The 16,625-nt window shown below is 57.6% G+C and carries 13 protein-coding genes; 9 read left to right on the plus strand and 4 right to left on the minus strand.

What is annotated here, in order from left to right; translation table 11 throughout:
- Window positions 1-29: 29 nt before the first annotated feature.
- The 3 genes from ribE to LDN04_RS11205 are packed head-to-tail and all read left to right on the plus strand — an operon-like array spanning window position 30 to window position 2,278.
- Entirely contained in the window at window positions 30-497 is a 468-nt protein-coding gene (gene ribE / locus LDN04_RS11195) for a 6,7-dimethyl-8-ribityllumazine synthase (RefSeq protein ID WP_223910269.1), read from the plus strand.
- Complete coding sequence (gene nusB, locus LDN04_RS11200) at window positions 497-907, plus strand: transcription antitermination factor NusB (protein ID WP_223910272.1); 411 nt, start codon at window positions 497-499, stop codon at window positions 905-907. Before ribE ends, nusB begins: the two co-directional genes overlap by 1 nt.
- 60 nt (window positions 908-967) lie before the next feature.
- Entirely contained in the window at window positions 968-2,278 is a 1,311-nt protein-coding gene (locus LDN04_RS11205; protein ID WP_223910275.1) for a homoserine dehydrogenase, read from the plus strand.
- Between the two features lie 302 nt (window positions 2,279-2,580).
- Here LDN04_RS11205 and LDN04_RS11210 read toward each other — a convergent pair whose 3' ends face one another.
- Both LDN04_RS11210 and thrC read right to left on the minus strand, forming a co-directional pair.
- Window positions 2,581-3,261 carry an HAD family hydrolase gene (locus tag LDN04_RS11210; protein ID WP_223910278.1) on the minus strand — a complete coding sequence of 227 codons (681 nt, stop codon included), beginning with the start codon at window positions 3,259-3,261 and terminating at the stop codon, window positions 2,581-2,583.
- 160 nt (window positions 3,262-3,421) lie between these two features.
- A complete protein-coding gene (gene thrC / locus LDN04_RS11215) occupies window positions 3,422-4,807 on the minus strand; it encodes a threonine synthase (RefSeq protein ID WP_223910281.1) in 1,386 nt (461 codons plus the stop codon).
- Between the two features lie 551 nt (window positions 4,808-5,358).
- Here thrC and LDN04_RS11220 point away from each other — a divergent pair.
- The 6 genes from LDN04_RS11220 to LDN04_RS11245 all read left to right on the plus strand — a co-directional run bounded on the left by LDN04_RS11220 (window position 5,359) and on the right by LDN04_RS11245 (window position 13,416).
- Window positions 5,359-6,321 (plus strand): NADPH:quinone reductase, encoded by a 963-nt coding sequence (locus LDN04_RS11220; RefSeq protein ID WP_223910284.1) that lies wholly within the window; start codon window positions 5,359-5,361, stop codon window positions 6,319-6,321.
- Window positions 6,322-6,461: 140 nt separating this feature from the next.
- Complete coding sequence (locus LDN04_RS11225) at window positions 6,462-6,950, plus strand: YchJ family protein (RefSeq protein WP_223910287.1); 489 nt, start codon at window positions 6,462-6,464, stop codon at window positions 6,948-6,950.
- A gap of 161 nt (window positions 6,951-7,111) precedes the next feature.
- Window positions 7,112-8,053 carry a MoxR family ATPase gene (locus LDN04_RS11230; protein WP_223910290.1) on the plus strand — a complete coding sequence of 314 codons (942 nt, stop codon included), beginning with the start codon at window positions 7,112-7,114 and terminating at the stop codon, window positions 8,051-8,053.
- A 26-nt stretch (window positions 8,054-8,079) separates the two neighbouring features.
- Window positions 8,080-8,916 carry a DUF58 domain-containing protein gene (locus tag LDN04_RS11235; protein WP_223910293.1) on the plus strand — a complete coding sequence of 279 codons (837 nt, stop codon included), beginning with the start codon at window positions 8,080-8,082 and terminating at the stop codon, window positions 8,914-8,916.
- Entirely contained in the window at window positions 8,903-10,807 is a 1,905-nt protein-coding gene (locus tag LDN04_RS11240; RefSeq protein WP_223910297.1) for a DUF3488 and transglutaminase-like domain-containing protein, read from the plus strand. The genes LDN04_RS11235 and LDN04_RS11240 overlap by 14 nt, the downstream gene beginning before the upstream one ends.
- A gap of 68 nt (window positions 10,808-10,875) precedes the next feature.
- Window positions 10,876-13,416: a tetratricopeptide repeat protein gene (locus tag LDN04_RS11245; RefSeq protein ID WP_223910300.1), complete on the plus strand. Its 2,541-nt coding sequence runs from the start codon at window positions 10,876-10,878 to the stop codon at window positions 13,414-13,416.
- Window positions 13,417-13,433: 17 nt separating this feature from the next.
- Here LDN04_RS11245 and LDN04_RS11250 read toward each other — a convergent pair whose 3' ends face one another.
- A complete protein-coding gene (locus LDN04_RS11250; protein ID WP_223910303.1) occupies window positions 13,434-14,114 on the minus strand; it encodes an energy transducer TonB in 681 nt (226 codons plus the stop codon).
- 148 nt (window positions 14,115-14,262) lie between these two features.
- Entirely contained in the window at window positions 14,263-16,524 is a 2,262-nt protein-coding gene (locus tag LDN04_RS11255) for an NADP-dependent malic enzyme (RefSeq protein WP_223910306.1), read from the minus strand.
- Window positions 16,525-16,625 lie beyond the last annotated feature (101 nt).

Genomic DNA, 16,625 nt, shown 5'->3' on the forward strand with positions numbered 1-16,625 from the left:
ACGAATCATTTGCCAGGAGGAACAAGGATATGCCCAAGTTCTTTGAAGGAAAGCTGGACGCCAAGGGGCTGAAGGTCGGGATCGTGGTAGCACGGTTTAACAGCTTCATCGCGGAACGACTACTGGAAGGGGCGCTGGACGCCCTGGTTCGCCACGGTGCGGATGATAAGAGTATAGACGTCGCCCGGGTGCCGGGAGCATTTGAGATCCCCCTTGCAACCGCCAGAATGGCCCAGTCCGGCAAATACGATGCCCTGATCTGCCTCGGTGCCGTCATTCGCGGCTCTACCCCACATTTCGATTATGTGGCGGCGGAGGTTTCCAAGGGAGTCGCCCAGGTTTCCCTCTCCAGCGGTGTGCCGGTCGCCTTCGGTGTCCTTACCACCGATACCATTGAGCAGGCGGTGGAGCGGGCCGGCACTAAGGCAGGGAACAAGGGATTCGATGCGGCCATGACCGCCATTGAGACCGTAAATTTGCTGAAGGGTCTGAAATAGTGGGATCACGCCGGGAAAGTCGCGAACTGGCGCTGCAGGCTCTCTACTCCTTCGACCTCAATCCGATGGAACTCAGGCAATCGCTTGTGCTGTTCTGGGAGCATAATCGGGCGGCGCCGACAGTCCGGGATTTTGCCGAGCACCTCGTGCTCGGCGTGGCCGAGCACCGGGACGAGATAGACCGGATTATCGAGGAGAAGTCGAAGAACTGGAGCCTCGGCCGCATGGCCAAGATCGACCTTAACATCCTCAGGATAGCGGTTTACGAGCTCCATTACCGGCATGACATACCGAAAAACGTGACCATCAACGAGGCGATAGAGGTAGCGAAGAAATTCGGCACCGATGAATCCGCCGCCTTCATTAACGGCATCATTGACGAAGTGGCCTCCAACGCGCCGGACAAGTGATACATGCGGGGCAATCCATGAATTGCCCCGGCTCATATACATATAAACATGCGAGGGGTTATGCAGGAGATAAAGATCGGTCTGCTTGGTTTCGGTACCATCGGTACCGGCGTGGCCAAGCTGCTGATGAATAATAGTGAGCTGATCGAGGAGAAGCTCGGTGCCCGGCTCGTCCTGAAGCGGATTGCCGATCTGGACATTACCACCGACCGGGGTATTTCCCTGCCGGCGGGAATGCTCACCACCAATGTGGACGAGGTACTGACCGACCCGGAAATCGCCATTGTCATCGAGCTGATCGGTGGCTACGACCCTGCCAAGCGCTTTGTTCTCCGGGCCATAGAGCACGGCAAGCACATTGTGACTGCCAATAAGGCGCTTCTGGCGGTGCACGGGGAAGAGTTATATGCGGCTGCTGCCCGGCAGGGTGTCGAGGTTTTGTTTGAGGCGGCGGTAGGTGGCGGTATCCCTGTCCTCTCGGCTATCAAGGGGAACATGGCGGCGAACAACTTCGCCACGGTCTTCGGCATCCTGAATGGTACATGTAACTATATACTTACCCGCATGACCCAGGAAGGTGCGGATTTTGGTGCAGTGCTGAAGAATGCCCAGGAACTGGGATACGCCGAGGCGGATCCGACCTTCGACATCGAGGGGGTCGATACCGCCCACAAGCTGAGCCTTCTCCTCTCCCTCTGTTTCGGTACCCGTGTCGATTTCGACCATATCCATACCGAGGGTATCAGCGCCATTTCCGCCATCGACGTCAACTTCGCCCGGGATTTCGGCTACAAGATCAAGCTCCTGGCCATAGGCAAGCGGGACGGAGACCGGATCGAGGCGCGCGTCCATCCGACCATGATCCCGGTAAACTACCCCCTGGCCGACGTGGATGGTGTTTTCAACGCCATCCGCCTGTCCGGCGATTTCGTCGGTCCGGTCATGTTCTACGGACGCGGGGCCGGCATGGATCCTACCGCCAGCGCCATCGTGGGCGACCTGATGGACATTTCCCGCAACATCCTGGCCGGCATCGGCCGGAGGACCGCACCTCTGGGCTACCTGGAAGAGCGGGTGAAGACGCTCGGCATCAAGCCGATGGGTGAGATCGTCAGCAAGTACTGTCTTCGCTTCAGTACCCTGGACAAGCCGGGTGTTCTGGCAAAGATTGCGGGGGCACTGGGGCGGCATGGCATCAGCATCGAGTCCATGATCCAGAAAGGGAGGAGTGCTGGCGAAACGGTCCCCATCGTCATCATGACCCACGAGGCCCAGGAAAAGGACGTGCGCGCCGCTCTGAACGAAATTGACGAACTGGATTTCATCAGGGAGAAGAGCAACCTGATCCGGATCGAGGACAACCTGGAATAAATTTTCACATTCAGCGATTTTTTAGTACGGGGCACCCCCACAGGGGTGCCCCGTTTTGCGTAGTATCTGGTAATTCCGTGAACGAGGGACATCCGTCGCAATCTCGTCCGCTACGGTCGGCCCTTCGCTGCGGACCTTGACTGGTTCCCAGAGAGAAGGACATGCAGAGCTGCATCCAGCATGGCTCGTAGGAGTTGATTTCGGCGGGCGTCCGCTTGCCGTTCGGACTTTCCCTCCACTCCCGAGACCACGACGGAAGTCCACGGGAATGTGGGAAGACCATATTCATGGGTGAGGAGATATTACAATCGAACCGACAGGGAGCCCGCTGGCGGGATGAGTTGGCTGAAGTAGTGGATTGAGGTGAAGCTGGATGAGGGGATCGGTGTTGCGGTGGAGCTGAAACGGCTCACGTAGATGAGGTAGCCAATGTTATACGCGGCGGCGGTGGAGAGATTGGTCTCGCTGTCCTCTCCCAGAAGTGTGCGTGCCGGGTCGTAGGGTATCCTCTCCCTGAGTTTCCCCCAGAAGGCAGGTTCCTCCTTGGGGAGCCCCAGTTCGTGGGCTGAAATGATGTCGGTGAAGTACTGCCCGACACGGGTTTTGCGCATCTTTAGCTCAAGTGTCTTGCTGTGGGCGTTGGTCACCAGGCAGATGCGCTTTTCATGTTGTCTAAGGAAAAGGAGAAACTCCACCACCCCCGGGTGGACGGCGATCAGGTGATCCACTTCCCGTTTAAGGAGCGGGATATCGAGCCCGAGTCGCTCGGACCAGTAATCCAGGTCGGTCCAGTTGAGGGTCTTCTCCTGGGAGCGGAACAGCGGAATGAGAATGTCCTTCGCCTCCTGCACGGAAAGAGCGTGCTTTCGCGCATAGGTGTGGGGGACGTGCTCCAGCCAGAAGTGGTCGTCGAAATGGCGATCCAGCAATGTCCCATCCATGTCGAGGAGAACGGTGTCAATATCTTTCCAGTTTATGTGCATAGGAAATCGGAATTAACAGGGATATTCAGTAATCAGGATGAAAGCTCCACGATGTTGACATTACTAATGTCGATGCGATTGATCAAATATGTTGGCATGTTACGGCGGTGCATATGTTTACCTGTGTACCGTGAATACCGAATGTCGAGGGATATGGCCGTCAAAGGGCCTTTTCTTCTATGAATGCCTTGATCGCGGCCCGGTCCGCATCCAGCACCACACAGCGGCTCGGGAGCCTGTCGATTCCCGCAAGGGCTTGGGGGAAGGGTGGCGCGATGCCGGTGGCCTGTTCCACCGCTTCGCCGAACTTGGCCGGGTGGGCAGTGGCGAGGCAGATCGGAGTGGCGTCGGTTGGCACCAGTTCCTGGGCGGCGCGGACGCCCACCGCTGTGTGGGGATCGAGGAGGTAGCCGGTGGCCTTATGGAAGGTAGCGATGGTCTCCAGGGTCTCGACTTGGTTGACGGAGCGGGAGAGGAATTCATTCCGTACCTGGGCCAGTTCTGCCTCGCTGAAAGCAATCCGTCCCGTTTGTGCAAGCTGTACGAAGGCGTCCCGCACCCGTGCCGGATTTTCATCGTACAGGTAGAAGAGGTAGCGCTCGAAGTTGGATGCCAGTTGGATGTCCATGGAGGGGGAGGCGGTCTGTACCACGTCCCCGAGTGAGTAATCACCATCATTGATGAACCGGGTGAGGATGTTGTTTTCGTTGGTGGCGAGCAGGAGCTTGCTGATCGGGAGCCCCATTCTTTTGGCGATGTAACCGGCGAAGATGTCGCCGAAGTTCCCCGTCGGGACGGAGAAGACGATGTTGGCGCCGCCGTTGTCGGTCACCCGGAACCAGGCGTAGAAATAGTAGACCACCTGTGCCAGAACCCGTGCCCAGTTGATGGAATTGACCGCCCCGAGGGCGTATTTCTCCTTGAAGGGGAGGTCGTTGAAGAGGCTCTTGACGATGTTCTGGCAGTCGTCAAAGGTCCCTTTGGCGGCGATATTGTGAACGTTGGCGTCGGTGACTGTGGTCATCTGCAGCGCCTGGATGGGAGAGGTCTTCAGGTGGGGATGGAGGATGAAGATGTTGATGTTTTCTTTTCCCCGCACGCCGTAGATGGCGGCGCTCCCCGTGTCACCGGAGGTGGCGCCCACGATGTTCATCTTCTCTCCTCGCTCCTTGAGCAGGTAAGTGAACAGGTTTCCCAGGAGTTGCAGTGCCACATCTTTGAAGGCGAGGGTCGGGCCGTGGAAGAGCTCCAGAATGTAGACTCCGTCCTCATGCACCACCGGCGTGATCTCCCGGTTGTCGAAGGTGGCATAGGAGCGGTCGATGAGGTCCTTCAAGTCGTCCGCCGGAATGTCGGTAGCATAGAGGGAAATGAGCTCGAATGCGAGCTGCTGGTAGGAGAGCTCCCGCCAGACGTCCAGGGTTGCCGCAGAGAGTGTCGGTATCCGCTCGGGGAGGAGAAGTCCGCCGTCGGTGGCGAGACCCATCATGACAGCGTCTTTGAAGCTGACCGGTTCGATCTGGCCGCGGGTGCTTATGTAGTTCATCGGTTCATCCTGTACGTGGAGTAGCGCTGCAAGAGGCCGTAGTCTAGCAGGAAATTGCTGAAATGGGAAGTCTTTGCACGTGGGGAAACAGGGTGGCGAAGTGCCGGGTAACTTGCGGAGTGTATATAGGTAAGCAGATACTGTGGTAAGTAGATATATGTGTCGTGTGGTCTGTTTAATAGCGTGAAAATGAAGTGTTAGCGTGGAGGCGTGATAGCTAAATGTTAACGTTGAGTAGTCCTTACAGTTGTTGGTGCAGGTTTGCCGTGATGTCTGTGTAATGCAGGGTAAATGCTTTGGTGAAAGTTGAGGTATTACTATATAACTATCAAATAAAAAGGGTTTTGCTTAGAGTTGTGGTGATGGTGGTAGGATGTTTGTAGGGCAAAACTTAGAAACTATGGTTTAGGTGCGTTTTCCCGGTGGTCAACCCGCGCGGGAATTCTATCCCTGTGGAGAAGGTGGCCCTCCGGGGTAAGGGTGCTATACTGTATCGAAATGTGCAGAATTTCCGAAAGATAGACGAAACGCTGCTGAAAGGAGAGAAATCCATGAAAGCGATACGTGTCCATGAGTTCGGTCCTCCCGAAACCATGCGCCTTGAGGAGGTGCCCGGTCTGACCCCCGGTCCGGGCCAGGTGGTCGTCAAGGTCTCTGCCATCGGGGTAAACCCGGTGGATACCTATATCCGTTCCGGCCTGTACCGGCCGGACATGAAGCTTCCCTATACCCCCGGCCTCGATGCGGCCGGAGTCATCAGTGCCGTCGGTCCTGATGTGAACCATCGACGGGTGGGGGATCGGGTCTATGTCGCCGGCTCGCTTTCGGGCACTTACGCCGAAGAGCTCCTCTGCAGGGAGTTCCAGACCCATCCGCTGCCGGAAGGGATCGGGTTTGGCCAGGGAGCAGCTATCGGGGTCCCGTACGGAGCCGCCTATCGTGCTCTCTTTCAGCGGGCGCACGCCCTGGCGGGAGAGACCGTGCTGGTTCATGGTGCCAGCGGCGGGGTGGGTATCGCCGCCCTTCAACTGGCCGTTGCGGCCGGCCTCATCGTGATCGGGACCGCAGGTTCTGATAAGGGGATGGAACTGGTGCTGGCTCAGGGTGCCCGGCATGCCCTCAATCACCACACCGCCGGGTATATGGAGCAGCTGACGGAACTGACCTGTGGCAAGGGGGTCGACGTTATCGTCGAGATGCTGGCCAACGTGAACCTGGACCATGACCTGGCCGCGCTGGCGAAAGACGGTCGGGTCGTGGTCATCGGCAGCCGGGGCAGGGTTGAGATTGACCCGCGCAGTGCCATGGGGCGGGAGGCAGCCATCCTCGGCATGACCCTCTTCAATGCCACGGAAAAAGAGCTGGCCAGTATGCATGCCGCCTTTTCGGCAGGTCTTGCCAATGGCACCCTGCGGCCGCTGGTGAGCCGGGAATTACCCCTGGCCGAGGCAGCGGCAGCCCACCATTCGGTACTGGAGGGGAGCACGCTCGGCAAGATCGTACTCATCCCCTAGTCCCGTACCTTTCATTTCATTTACAATGCATTACTTGACAACCGGGGCGTGAAAAGTTTATACAGCGGGTGTCGCACTCTCGGCACCCGTTTTTGCGCGGTCGTCGAGGTGGCTTCCTATTTTCTTTCAAGGAGTATTTCATGTCCAATTGTCCCTGCGGCTCGAACCTCCCCTTTGTCGACTGCTGCGAATCAATCATCAGGGGAAAACGGCCGGCCCAGACCGCCGAACAACTCATGCGTTCCCGCTACAGTGCCTATGTGGCGGTCGATACGGATTATATTTTCGAGACCACCCACCCGAAGCATCGCCAGGGGTATGACCACAAGGGAACCCGGGAGTGGGCGGAGAGCGCGGAGTGGGAGAAGCTGGAGATCGTCGCCACTAAGGATGGCGGGGGGGACGATACCTCCGGCGAGGTGGAATTCAGGGCCACCTACCGGGACAAGGGTGGACGCAAGGTCCACCATGAGCTGGCGTTGTTTGAGAAGGATGGCGGGAAATGGTATTTCACCGATGGAAATCTGGTGGCACCCAAACCGCTCGTACGGAGCGAGCCGAAGGTGGGGCGCAACGATCCCTGCCCCTGCGGGAGCGGGGCCAAGTTCAAGAAATGCTGCGGTAAGTGAGTAGACCCTTGATGGCGACAGGGGATTCCCCCTGTCGCTTTACTGCAGCCAGAGCCTCCTGAAACACGCCTGTTTGTACGCCATCGTCTTCTCTCCCTTCTGCAATCCATCGATCCTGTGATACACTTTTCCCATCTCAGCATGAAGGAACCGACACTGCCATGAACCTCCCCAAACGCGCAGAAATACTTACCGTCATGGACACACTTACCGGCAGGCACCTGAAAGGGAAGGACAAGGCGGTCCGGCTCTCGCTGATCGCCCTTCTGACGGGGGGGCACATCCTGCTGGAGGACATACCCGGTCTGGGCAAGACGACCTTGGCCTTGGCCCTGGCCAACGTGCTCGGTCTCTCGTTTGGCCGGATTCAGTGCACGAGCGACCTGCTGCCGTCGGATATAACCGGGCTTTCCGTTTTCAATCGGGAGGAGAGTGCTTTCAAGTTCATCCGGGGGCCTATCTTCAACAGCATCGTGCTGGTGGACGAGGTGAACCGGGCCATGCCCAAGACCCAGAGCGCCATGCTGGAGGCGATGGAGGAGCGGCGGGTTACGGTGGAGGGGGTGACCTATCCCTTGGCCGAACCGTTTCTCGTCATTGCCACTCAGAATCCCCTGGAGCAGGTCGGAACCTATCCCCTGCCCGAATCGCAGTTGGACCGGTTCACCATCAGAACCGGCATCGGCTACCCCCCCGAGGAGCTGGAAAAGTCCATTATCTCCTACGGCAGCATCCGGGACGACATCCGCCACATCGAGCCGCTAGTGAGCGCTGACGACATCCTGGCTGCCCGGCAGGCGGTGAAAGAAAAGGTGTATCTGTCAGATAAGGTGACGGACTATATTTACGCCATCGTTACGGCGACCCGCAACCATCACCTGCTCCTCTCCGGCATCTCGACCCGGGGAGGGATCAATATCGCCGAGGCCGCCCGTGCCAATGCCTACCTGGAGGGACGGGAGTACGTGGTTCCCGAGGATGTGAGAGAAGTCGCGGTGGCGGTCGGTTCCCATCGCCTCATCTGCCGCCCCGAGCAGGAGAGCATTAACAAGGAGGAACTCTTATCCGCCATCCTCGGAAGCATACCGGTACCGCTGGTCTGACTCTTACCAAGGCCGGCGCGTTTTACGTGGCCATAACCCTGCTGATCGGCTTCGCTGCGGTGAATACGGGAAACAACCTCCTCTTCTTCATCGTTTCAGCCCTGCTCGGCTTTATGGCGGTATCGGGCGTCCTAGGTTGGCTCAACATCCATGGCCTCGATGCGGTCCTGACTCCTCCCGACGAGCTCTACAGCGGCGTTTCCACCCTGTTTACCCTGCGACTCACCAACCGCAAGCGCCTGCTGCCTTCGTTCCTGCTCCAGGTCCACTGTGACGGGGCGACCGCCGATTTCAAGCTGATGGATCGCCAGGGGATGGCGATCTCATCCCTCATGACGGCATTCGCGGGGCGTGGTCTCCACACCGTCGAGGTGGTGACGGTCTGTTCCCCCTTCCCCATCAATTTTTTCGTCCGCTGCCGCACCCTTCCCCTCGATCTGCGGACCATGGTCTTCCCCGCACCCCTTGGCTGCCCGGGTGCGGCAGATTCGCGCAGCCATGGCAGGAGCGGTTCCCTGTCCGCGCGGGGGAAGGGGCACGAGGGAGACGTCGACCGGATCGTCGCTTACAGCGGTGGCGACCCTCTCAAGATGATCCACTGGCGCCTGTCGGCTCGGCATGGCGAACTGAAGGTCAAGGAGCTGAGTGCCACGGCGCGGGAACCCCTCGTGATCGACATCGACCGGCTGCCGGCAAGGAACCTGGAAGAGAAGCTCTCCTGCGCGACCTACCTCGTGAACCGGTTGATGCGTGAGGGGCGGCCAGTGGGGCTCAAGCTGCGGAAGCGACTGCTCAAGCCGGCCGACTCCCGGGGACACCGGCTGCGGCTCCTGACGGAACTGGCGTTGTATGGTAAGGATTAAATCGGTACTGGATATCCTGGCGTACGGCATTGCCCTTCTCGGCTTTGTTCCGCTCGTTGCCTATCTGGACAATATCCCCCGGTTCCTGTTTCCGGCGGTGCTCCTATTCGCAGTCATTGCCGACCGACGCGGCGCGGTGCTGCGCGGCCACGTGCCGACGGTCGTATCCATCCTTTTTTTCATCTATTTTGGCATTCAGTTTTCCCGTGACAATCTGGTAGGACCGGCGGTGAATCTTCTCGTCATTCTTCTGGCGGTACGTCTCGCGAGCGAGAAGGGGAGCCGGCACTATCTCCAGATCTATGCGCTGGCACTGTTTGCCCTGGCCGGCTCGTCCCTTCTCAACCTGAGTGCCGCCTTCCTTGTCTATCTTCTTTTGCTCCTCGTCCTGATCGCGGTTTCTCTCGTGCTACTGACTTTCTACGACCGCGACGGCGACACAGTCATCGCCCGGGACGACATGGTGAAGGTTGTAACCGTTGCCGCCAGCATGCCGCTTGCGGCCATGCCGCTTATTCTCCTCTTCTTCGTCATCCTTCCCCGGACCCCGTTTCCCCTCTGGAACGTCCTCAACGTATCGTCCGGTGCTGCGACCGGACTGAGCGACAAGGTACAGCCGGGGGCGGCTCCGGCCGTCACCGAGGTCAAGAATGTCGTGTTTCGTGCCGATTCTCCCCCCTTGGCAAAAAACCAGCTCTACTGGCGTGGTATAGTACTCAACACCCTGGAAGGGGACAGTTGGGTGCGGAAGCCGGTTCCCGGTGCAGAGAGGGGCATCCCGGGGCCGGGCAGCGTGGTGAGCCAGACCATCTTCCCGGAGCCGGGCAGGTCCCGTTACTTGCTTGCCCTGAACGTTCCACGTCATCTGACCGGTGTCCGTTTCGCCACTGATTCCGATATCGTGCATACTGCCATGCCCTCCGGGCGGCGGCTCAGGTATGAGACCCAGTCCGTCCCCGGCGCGGTTATCACCAGTCGCGGGATTGACAGGGGGTTCTACCTGCGGCTCCCTTCCGACCTGTCGCACCGGCTTGTCTCCCTGGGGCGACAGATAGCCCGACGGGGGAAAACGGATGCCGACCGGCTAGACCTCCTGGAAAGGTATTTCGTCGATCGCAAGCTCCGTTACTCAACGATGAATCTGCCGACCGGCAGCGATCCCCTCGGGCAATTCCTGTTCGATGGAAAGCCTGGCCACTGCGAGTTCTTCGCCTCGACCCTGGCAGTTCTTCTCCGTGCCGCCGACGTCCCTGCCCGGCTGGTAGGTGGGTACTACGGCGGCGAGTACAATGAGGTGGGTGGCTATTACGTGGTGACCGAAGACCGGGCTCATGTCTGGGTGGAGGCCTACCTCGACGGCAAGGGGTGGGTCATGGTCGATCCGAGTGCCTGGGCAGTCAATTTTGCCGGAGTGGAGGGGGCAGGGGAGCGGGGGCTCAACCGCAGGGTCCGGATGTATCTCGACGCCTTCAGTTATTTCTGGAACCTGACGATAATCAATTACGATCTGGAGCGCCAGATATCTCTGTTCAATCGGGCTGGCCGTCTTCGTCACCTGTCGTTTCCGAGTCATCTTTCCCTTCGGCCATTGCTGTTTATAGCCGTACCGCTCCTGGTGGCGCTCTCGATCTGGCGATTATATGTCTGGCAAAGGGTCAGCAGGGAGGAGCGGCTGTTGAAGAACCTATTCAGACTGGTGCGGCGACGGTATGGAGTGGAATGGCCGCCGGACAAGGGCTTGTATGATCTTGCCCGGACTCTTGACGAACCGCTTATTACCCGGTTTGTTCATATTTACGGAAAAGCGGTGTACCATGACAGGAAACTGTCCCGAGACGAATATGTCCAGCTTCGGTTTCTCCTGGCAGAACTACTCGCAGCACCTCATTAGGCTTGACATGCCGTGCCGATTCAATTAGTTTAACTGCGAGAAAATAAAGAAATATTTCACGGATTCCCTTGAGTACTGCCAAAGAAAAATATCTGGCGAGCGCCCAGAAATTCATTGCCAAAGGTCAGATTGACCGCGCAATAAAGGATTACGAGCAGGTTGTCGTTCTCGACCCCAACGACATCCGCCATCGGCAGCGGCTTGCCGAGCTGCTGGTAAAGATCAACCGCAAGGACGAGGCGGTAGCCGAGTACAAGGCTATCGGCAAGTATTATTCCGACAATACCTATTTCCTCAAAGCCATTGCAGTCTACAAGCAGATACAGAAACTTACCCCCGCCGACATCGACATATCCCTTGCCCTTGCCACACTCAACGAAAAGCAGGGGTTGACCGGCAATGCCCTTACCGAATATGGCATTGTGCTCAATCATTACCAGCGTGCAGGCAGGCTCAATGATGCCCTCGGGGTGTTGGAGAGCATGCTCAACCTCGACCCGGAAAACCTCACCACACAGTTGCAGTTTGCCGAATTGCATTTCTCCGCGGGCCAGACTGACAAGGCCTACCAGGAATTTACCCAACTGGCGTTGTTGCTCTGGAAACAGGGGAATCACGAGGCCTTTTCCCAGGTGTGCACCCGAATCCAGGTTCTTTTTCCCGAGCAGAAAGAATTCCAGCTTGATTTCATCGCGACCCTTTTGGACAAGGGGGAAACCGCGGGAGTCATCCCCCAGTTGCAGCAGTTCATCCGCACCGATGTTGCCAATTTACGCGCTTGGCGGCTCTTGGCTGACGTCTGCCGCAGGTTGGGAGAAACCGAAAAGCTGAAGGGGGTGCTACAGCAGATAATCAAGCTGTTTCCGGGGGAGACATCTCTCCGGGAGGATCTTGTGATGCTTTATCTCAATGCCGGTAACATCCCGGGAGCCCTCGAGTTTCTCTCAGGATCGGTACTGGCATTCGTCGCCGCTGGCGAGGCCGGTCGTATGGAGGCGCTCTACGCGGAAATCGAGAAATTGCTGCCGAAGGATAAGCGAGTTTTCGACGGGTTACGAGCACTCTACGAAGCGGCCGGTGACAAGGGGAAACTGACAGCTCTGGCGGCGCGAATGGCTCCTCCTCCGGCTCCGCAGACTTCACCTGCGGTGTCTCGGGAAACCACCGAGAAGGCGCTGACTTCCAGGAAGGGTGTTGCTGACGAAAAACCGCGAATGGCGACGGTATCCGTGCCGACCACCTCTGAGGTTACGGATTGGGAGGAAGAGATCGATCTCCCCCTTCCCGACGATGTGGTGGAACCGGTCGGTGGGTCTGAGGAACTGGAGCCGGAGTTGGATTCTGAACTCCCGACCCAAGATCTGCCCGTTGAAATCCCCCCGTTTGTTGATTCCGGGATAGTGGCCGATGCGGCTGTTGTCCCCGTTGCCGAGATTGATGAGATCGAAGAGTTGGAACTGGAGCCGGAAGTTGAGTTGATGGAAGAGGCGCCGGAAGAAATCCTGGAAGAGATCCTGGAAGCGGAGCCGGATGATGAAGAGCTTGAGGAACTGTCCGCCCCGTTGGCCGACGAGACGCTTGAACCCGAGGATCTGCTCGAAGAAGATTTGGAGGAAGAGTTCCCTGCCGACCTGGAGCTGAGGGCTGAGCCCCTTGACGAGCCTGAAATCGTCACCGGCGAACTTTTTGTCCCTGACTATGGCGAAATGGGGGAACTTTTCACCGAGGGAGAGACCGCCGACGATGAGCTGGAGGAGCTTCAACTCGAACCTGTCGTTGATGACGCTGCGGCTCCGAGCGAAGAAGCAGGGTGGGTTGTTGCGGAGACGTTGGCAGAAGATTCCGAACCATTGCCGGCCGAAGATGGAACCGTTGCACTCGTTCTCAATATCGACTCCGAAAACGACTGGCTGACCCGGGAAGGCATTGCTGGCGAGGTAGTAGAGGAAGTTATTGCCAGCGGGGAGACCGGCGTTGAACTGGATGAATTAGCGACCGTCCTCGGCGAAGGGGCCGGCGAGGGTACAGAGGCGTTGACCGGCTTTTGGGGTGATGACGTAGATCTCTCCACCCTCGGTGAGGAACTCTTTGCCGATGGCGGTACGGATGCCGGAGCAGATACGGGTTCGAGCGACAAGTACAGCCTGGACGGACTTTTTTCCGCGTTCAAGAAGGGGCTTGACCAGCAGGTGGAAAGTGGCGACACGGAAACCCATTTTAACCTGGGGATTGCCTACAAGGAGATGGGACTCTATGATGATGCGATCGGAGAGTTCGAGCAGGCGTCTCACGATCCGCAGCGAATTGCTGACAGCCTTACCCTGCAGGCCATGTGCTACCGGGAGAAGGGGGATGCGGTGAAGGCCGAGGAGCTTCTGCGTAACGGTGTGGCTCTGAAAAGTCTGAGAAAGGGTGAGATTCAAAGCCTCACCTATGAACTGGCACACCTGCTGGAAACCACGGGACGCCCCACTGAGGCGTTGCCCTATTACTTAGAGGTTCGGTCTATCGGCCGCGGGTTCCGTGATACGTCAGCCCGAATTGCCGCTCTGGGTGGAGAGGATTCGGAGTTCCAGGGACTAAGCATCTTCGATTTTGAGGATGACTGATTTCAGAAAGTTCATCGTTATGATGACATGAGGCTCAGGGGTGCCTTGAAACGAAGCGGTGCACTGAACAAATCGTTTCCGTATGATTCCGGCAGCGGTGGGAGCGGGCTCGCTGCCGTTACCGCCTGAAGTATCTGCCGGTCGAACACCGGATTGCCCGATCCCTGAACCAGCAGACTCCGCACTACCACGCCGTCCTTGGCTATGACGAGGTTGACGATGGCGTTCCCTGCCGCTCCCTGATGGCTGCCCGGCTGAAGCCACCACTTTTCGTTAATCTGCCGCAGCATAGCAAAGTAGTATTCCCGGATATCATCCCGTAGGGTTTCTCCTTCTCCGATCCCGCTGAAATAACCGTTCGTCAGGCCAAGTTCGATGCCGCTTTTGTGGAGATCTTCCGGTACCGCCGGGGTGGTTGTTGATGTGTTCTGGGCGGTTTGTGCCGCGCGCGGAGCCGGTGAAGCGGGTGCTTCTGGTTCGGCAGCTACTGGCTGCACTGCTGTCGCAGGTTTGACAACCGGGGAAGGGATGACGGGAGTGGTCATCGTAAGGTCGAATACCGGAACCGGCGGTATCATGTCTCCCACCCGATGGGGTTGCAGCAGGAACAGGGAGAGCAGGGCGTGGCATAGAAGGGATGTGACCAGCATGAGAGGGAAGAAATTCTTTTTCAGCTGAAAGTGTGATACTGCGTTCATTGCCCGGACTCCGAAACAGGGGATCGGACCGTCATGGATTTCAACGATCACGATAGATAGTAACAAATAGTACGAGGTTGGGGCAACAAAAGAAAAGGGGGCTGACGATCTGTCAGTCCCCTTTTTGATATATTGTGAAAACAGCCGGTTACGAGTTCTGGGCATCCACTACGGCGATGGCGGCCATGTTGACGATGTCCGTCACGTCGTCGCCACGCTGCAGGACGTGGACCGGTTTTTTCATCCCCATCAGGATCGGGCCGATGGCTTCGGCACCACCCAGGTGGTGGAGAAGCTTGTAGCAGATGTTCCCCGAGTTCAGGTCGGGGAAAATGAGGATGTTGGCCGCTTCCTTGAGTGAAGCGAAGGGGAAGCTCTTCTGCAGGATTTCCGTGACAACTGCGGTGTCCGACTGCATTTCTCCGTCGACGATGAGTCCCGGCGCCTTTTCCTTGACTATCTCCACGGCACGCTTGATCTTGAGGGCCTGGGGGTGCTGGACAGACCCGAAGTTGGAGAAGGAGAGCATGGCAATAGTCGGTTCGATATCGAGCATCCGGGCCTTTTCGGCGGCTAGAATGGCGGTTTCGGCCAGTTCCTCGGCGGTCGGTTCGATGCAGACCGTTGTGTCTGCCATAAGAAATATCCCCTTCTTGAAAACCATCATGTAGAGGCCGTGCACGCTGGAGAGCCCCTGTTGCTTGCCGATGACTTCGAGAGCGGGGCGGATGGTCTCGGGATAGTGTGTGTCGATGCCGGAAAGAAGGGTGTCCGCATCACCTTGTCGGACCATCATGCAGCCGAAATGGGTGCGGGATTTGCGGGTCATCAGGCGGCGCGCCTCGGAAAGGGTCAGTCCCTTGCGCTGCCGCAGGTTGAAAAGTTCCAGGGCGTACTCTTCCGATTTCTCGTAGGAAGAGGGATCGATAATGACCGGCGAGTTGCCGTTGAAGTTGAGACTCAACTCGTCGATCTGCGCCATGATCTTGTCATGGTTGCCGAGGAGGATCGGTGTGGCGATTTCCTCTTCCATAAGAATATGGGCCGCCCTGAGGATCTTTTCGTTGTCACCTTCCGGAAAGACGATCCGCTTCGGATCGCTCTTGGCCTTGTTGATGATCATCCGGAGGGTTTCCTTGGCTTTTCCCTGCAGGGACTCAAGGTGTTCGACGTACTTCTCCATATCCTCGATGGGCTGGCGGGCAACACCCGACTCCATGGCTGCCTTGGCGATGGCCGGAGCAACCCTCAGGAGTGCGCGGGGATCGAACGGTTTGGGGATGATGTAGTCGCGGCCGAAGGAGAACTTTACGTTGCCGTAGGCACGGCATACCGAATCGGGGCACTCTTCACGTGCCAGTTCGGCCAGGGCGAACACCGCCGCCTTCTTCATCTCTTCGTTGATGGTGGTGGCGCGCACGTCAAGGGCGCCGCGGAAGATAAAGGGGAAGCCGAGGACGTTGTTCACCTGGTTTGGGTAGTCGGAGCGGCCGGTGGCTACGAGGACGTCACCGCGAACAGCCCGGGCCTCTTCCGGCGTGATTTCCGGGTCAGGGTTGGCCATGGCGAAGATGATCGGGTTGACTGTCATCTTGCGCACCATCTCCGGTGTGAAAGCTCCTTTTGAAGAGAGACCGAACAGTACATCTGCCCCATCTGCAGCCTCTTCAAGGGTGCGGAGCTGGGTGTCCACGGCAAACCGCTCCTTATACTTGTTCATACCTTCGGTACGTCCCTTGTAAATGACCCCCTTGGTATCGCACATGATCATATTTGCCGGCTTCACCCCCAGGGAGATGGCCAGATTGGCGCAGGCAATGGCTGCTGCACCCGCACCGTTAATTACGATTCGTATTTCTTCAATTTTTTTATTGATTAATTGGAGGGCATTTATGAGCGCGGCGGCCGAGATGATGGCGGTGCCATGCTGGTCGTCGTGGAAGACCGGGATATTCATGGTTTTCTTCAGCTCTTCCTCGATGTAGAAGCACTCGGGCGCCTTTATGTCTTCCAGGTTGATCCCCCCGAAGGTGGGTTCAAGGAGCTGGCAGACCTTGATGACCTCATCGGGGTCTTCCGAGTTGACTTCTATGTCGAAGACATCGATATCGGCGAAGCGCTTGAAGAGGACACCTTTCCCTTCCATGACCGGTTTGCCGGCCAGGGCGCCGATGTTGCCGAGGCCGAGAACGGCGGTGCCGTTGGAGACAACGGCAACGAGGTTGCCCTTGGCGGTATATTTGTAGGCGTCTTCAGGATTTTTTTCGATTTCGAGGCATGGCTCGGCTACCCCCGGCGAATAGGCCAGTGACAGGTCGCGGGAGGTCGAGCATGGCTTGGATGAAATGACCTCGATTTTCCCCTTGCGGCCGCTTGAGTGGTAATCCAAAGCCTCCTGTTTCTTTCCCATTTCACGCTTCTCCTTTGCTTGTGTTTTATTTAGGTTAAAAAAATATTCTATTAAAACAACAGTTCTTCTTCTTAAACAGCCTATATTCCTACGTATTGCAC

It is taken from the genome of Geobacter sp. AOG1 (assembly GCF_019972315.1).
Classification (GTDB): Bacteria; Desulfobacterota; Desulfuromonadia; order Geobacterales; family Geobacteraceae; genus Geomobilimonas.

Bases quoted from the DNA above. Each gene is read 5' to 3' on its own strand.
- ribE (WP_223910269.1), top strand. From the start codon at position 30: ATGCCCAAGTTCTTTGAAGGAAAGCTGGACGCCAAGGGGCTGAAGGTC.
- LDN04_RS11205 (WP_223910275.1), top strand. From the start codon at position 968: ATGCAGGAGATAAAGATCGGTCTGCTTGGTTTCGGTACCATCGGTACC.
- LDN04_RS11210 (WP_223910278.1), bottom strand. From the start codon at position 3,261: ATGCACATAAACTGGAAAGATATTGACACCGTTCTCCTCGACATGGAT.
- thrC (WP_223910281.1), bottom strand. From the start codon at position 4,807: ATGAACTACATAAGCACCCGCGGCCAGATCGAACCGGTCAGCTTCAAA.
- LDN04_RS11220 (WP_223910284.1), top strand. From the start codon at position 5,359: ATGAAAGCGATACGTGTCCATGAGTTCGGTCCTCCCGAAACCATGCGC.
- LDN04_RS11225 (WP_223910287.1), top strand. From the start codon at position 6,462: ATGTCCAATTGTCCCTGCGGCTCGAACCTCCCCTTTGTCGACTGCTGC.
- LDN04_RS11230 (WP_223910290.1), top strand. From the start codon at position 7,112: ATGAACCTCCCCAAACGCGCAGAAATACTTACCGTCATGGACACACTT.
- LDN04_RS11240 (WP_223910297.1), top strand. From the start codon at position 8,903: ATGGTAAGGATTAAATCGGTACTGGATATCCTGGCGTACGGCATTGCC.
- LDN04_RS11250 (WP_223910303.1), bottom strand. From the start codon at position 14,114: ATGAACGCAGTATCACACTTTCAGCTGAAAAAGAATTTCTTCCCTCTC.
- LDN04_RS11255 (WP_223910306.1), bottom strand. From the start codon at position 16,524: ATGGGAAAGAAACAGGAGGCTTTGGATTACCACTCAAGCGGCCGCAAG.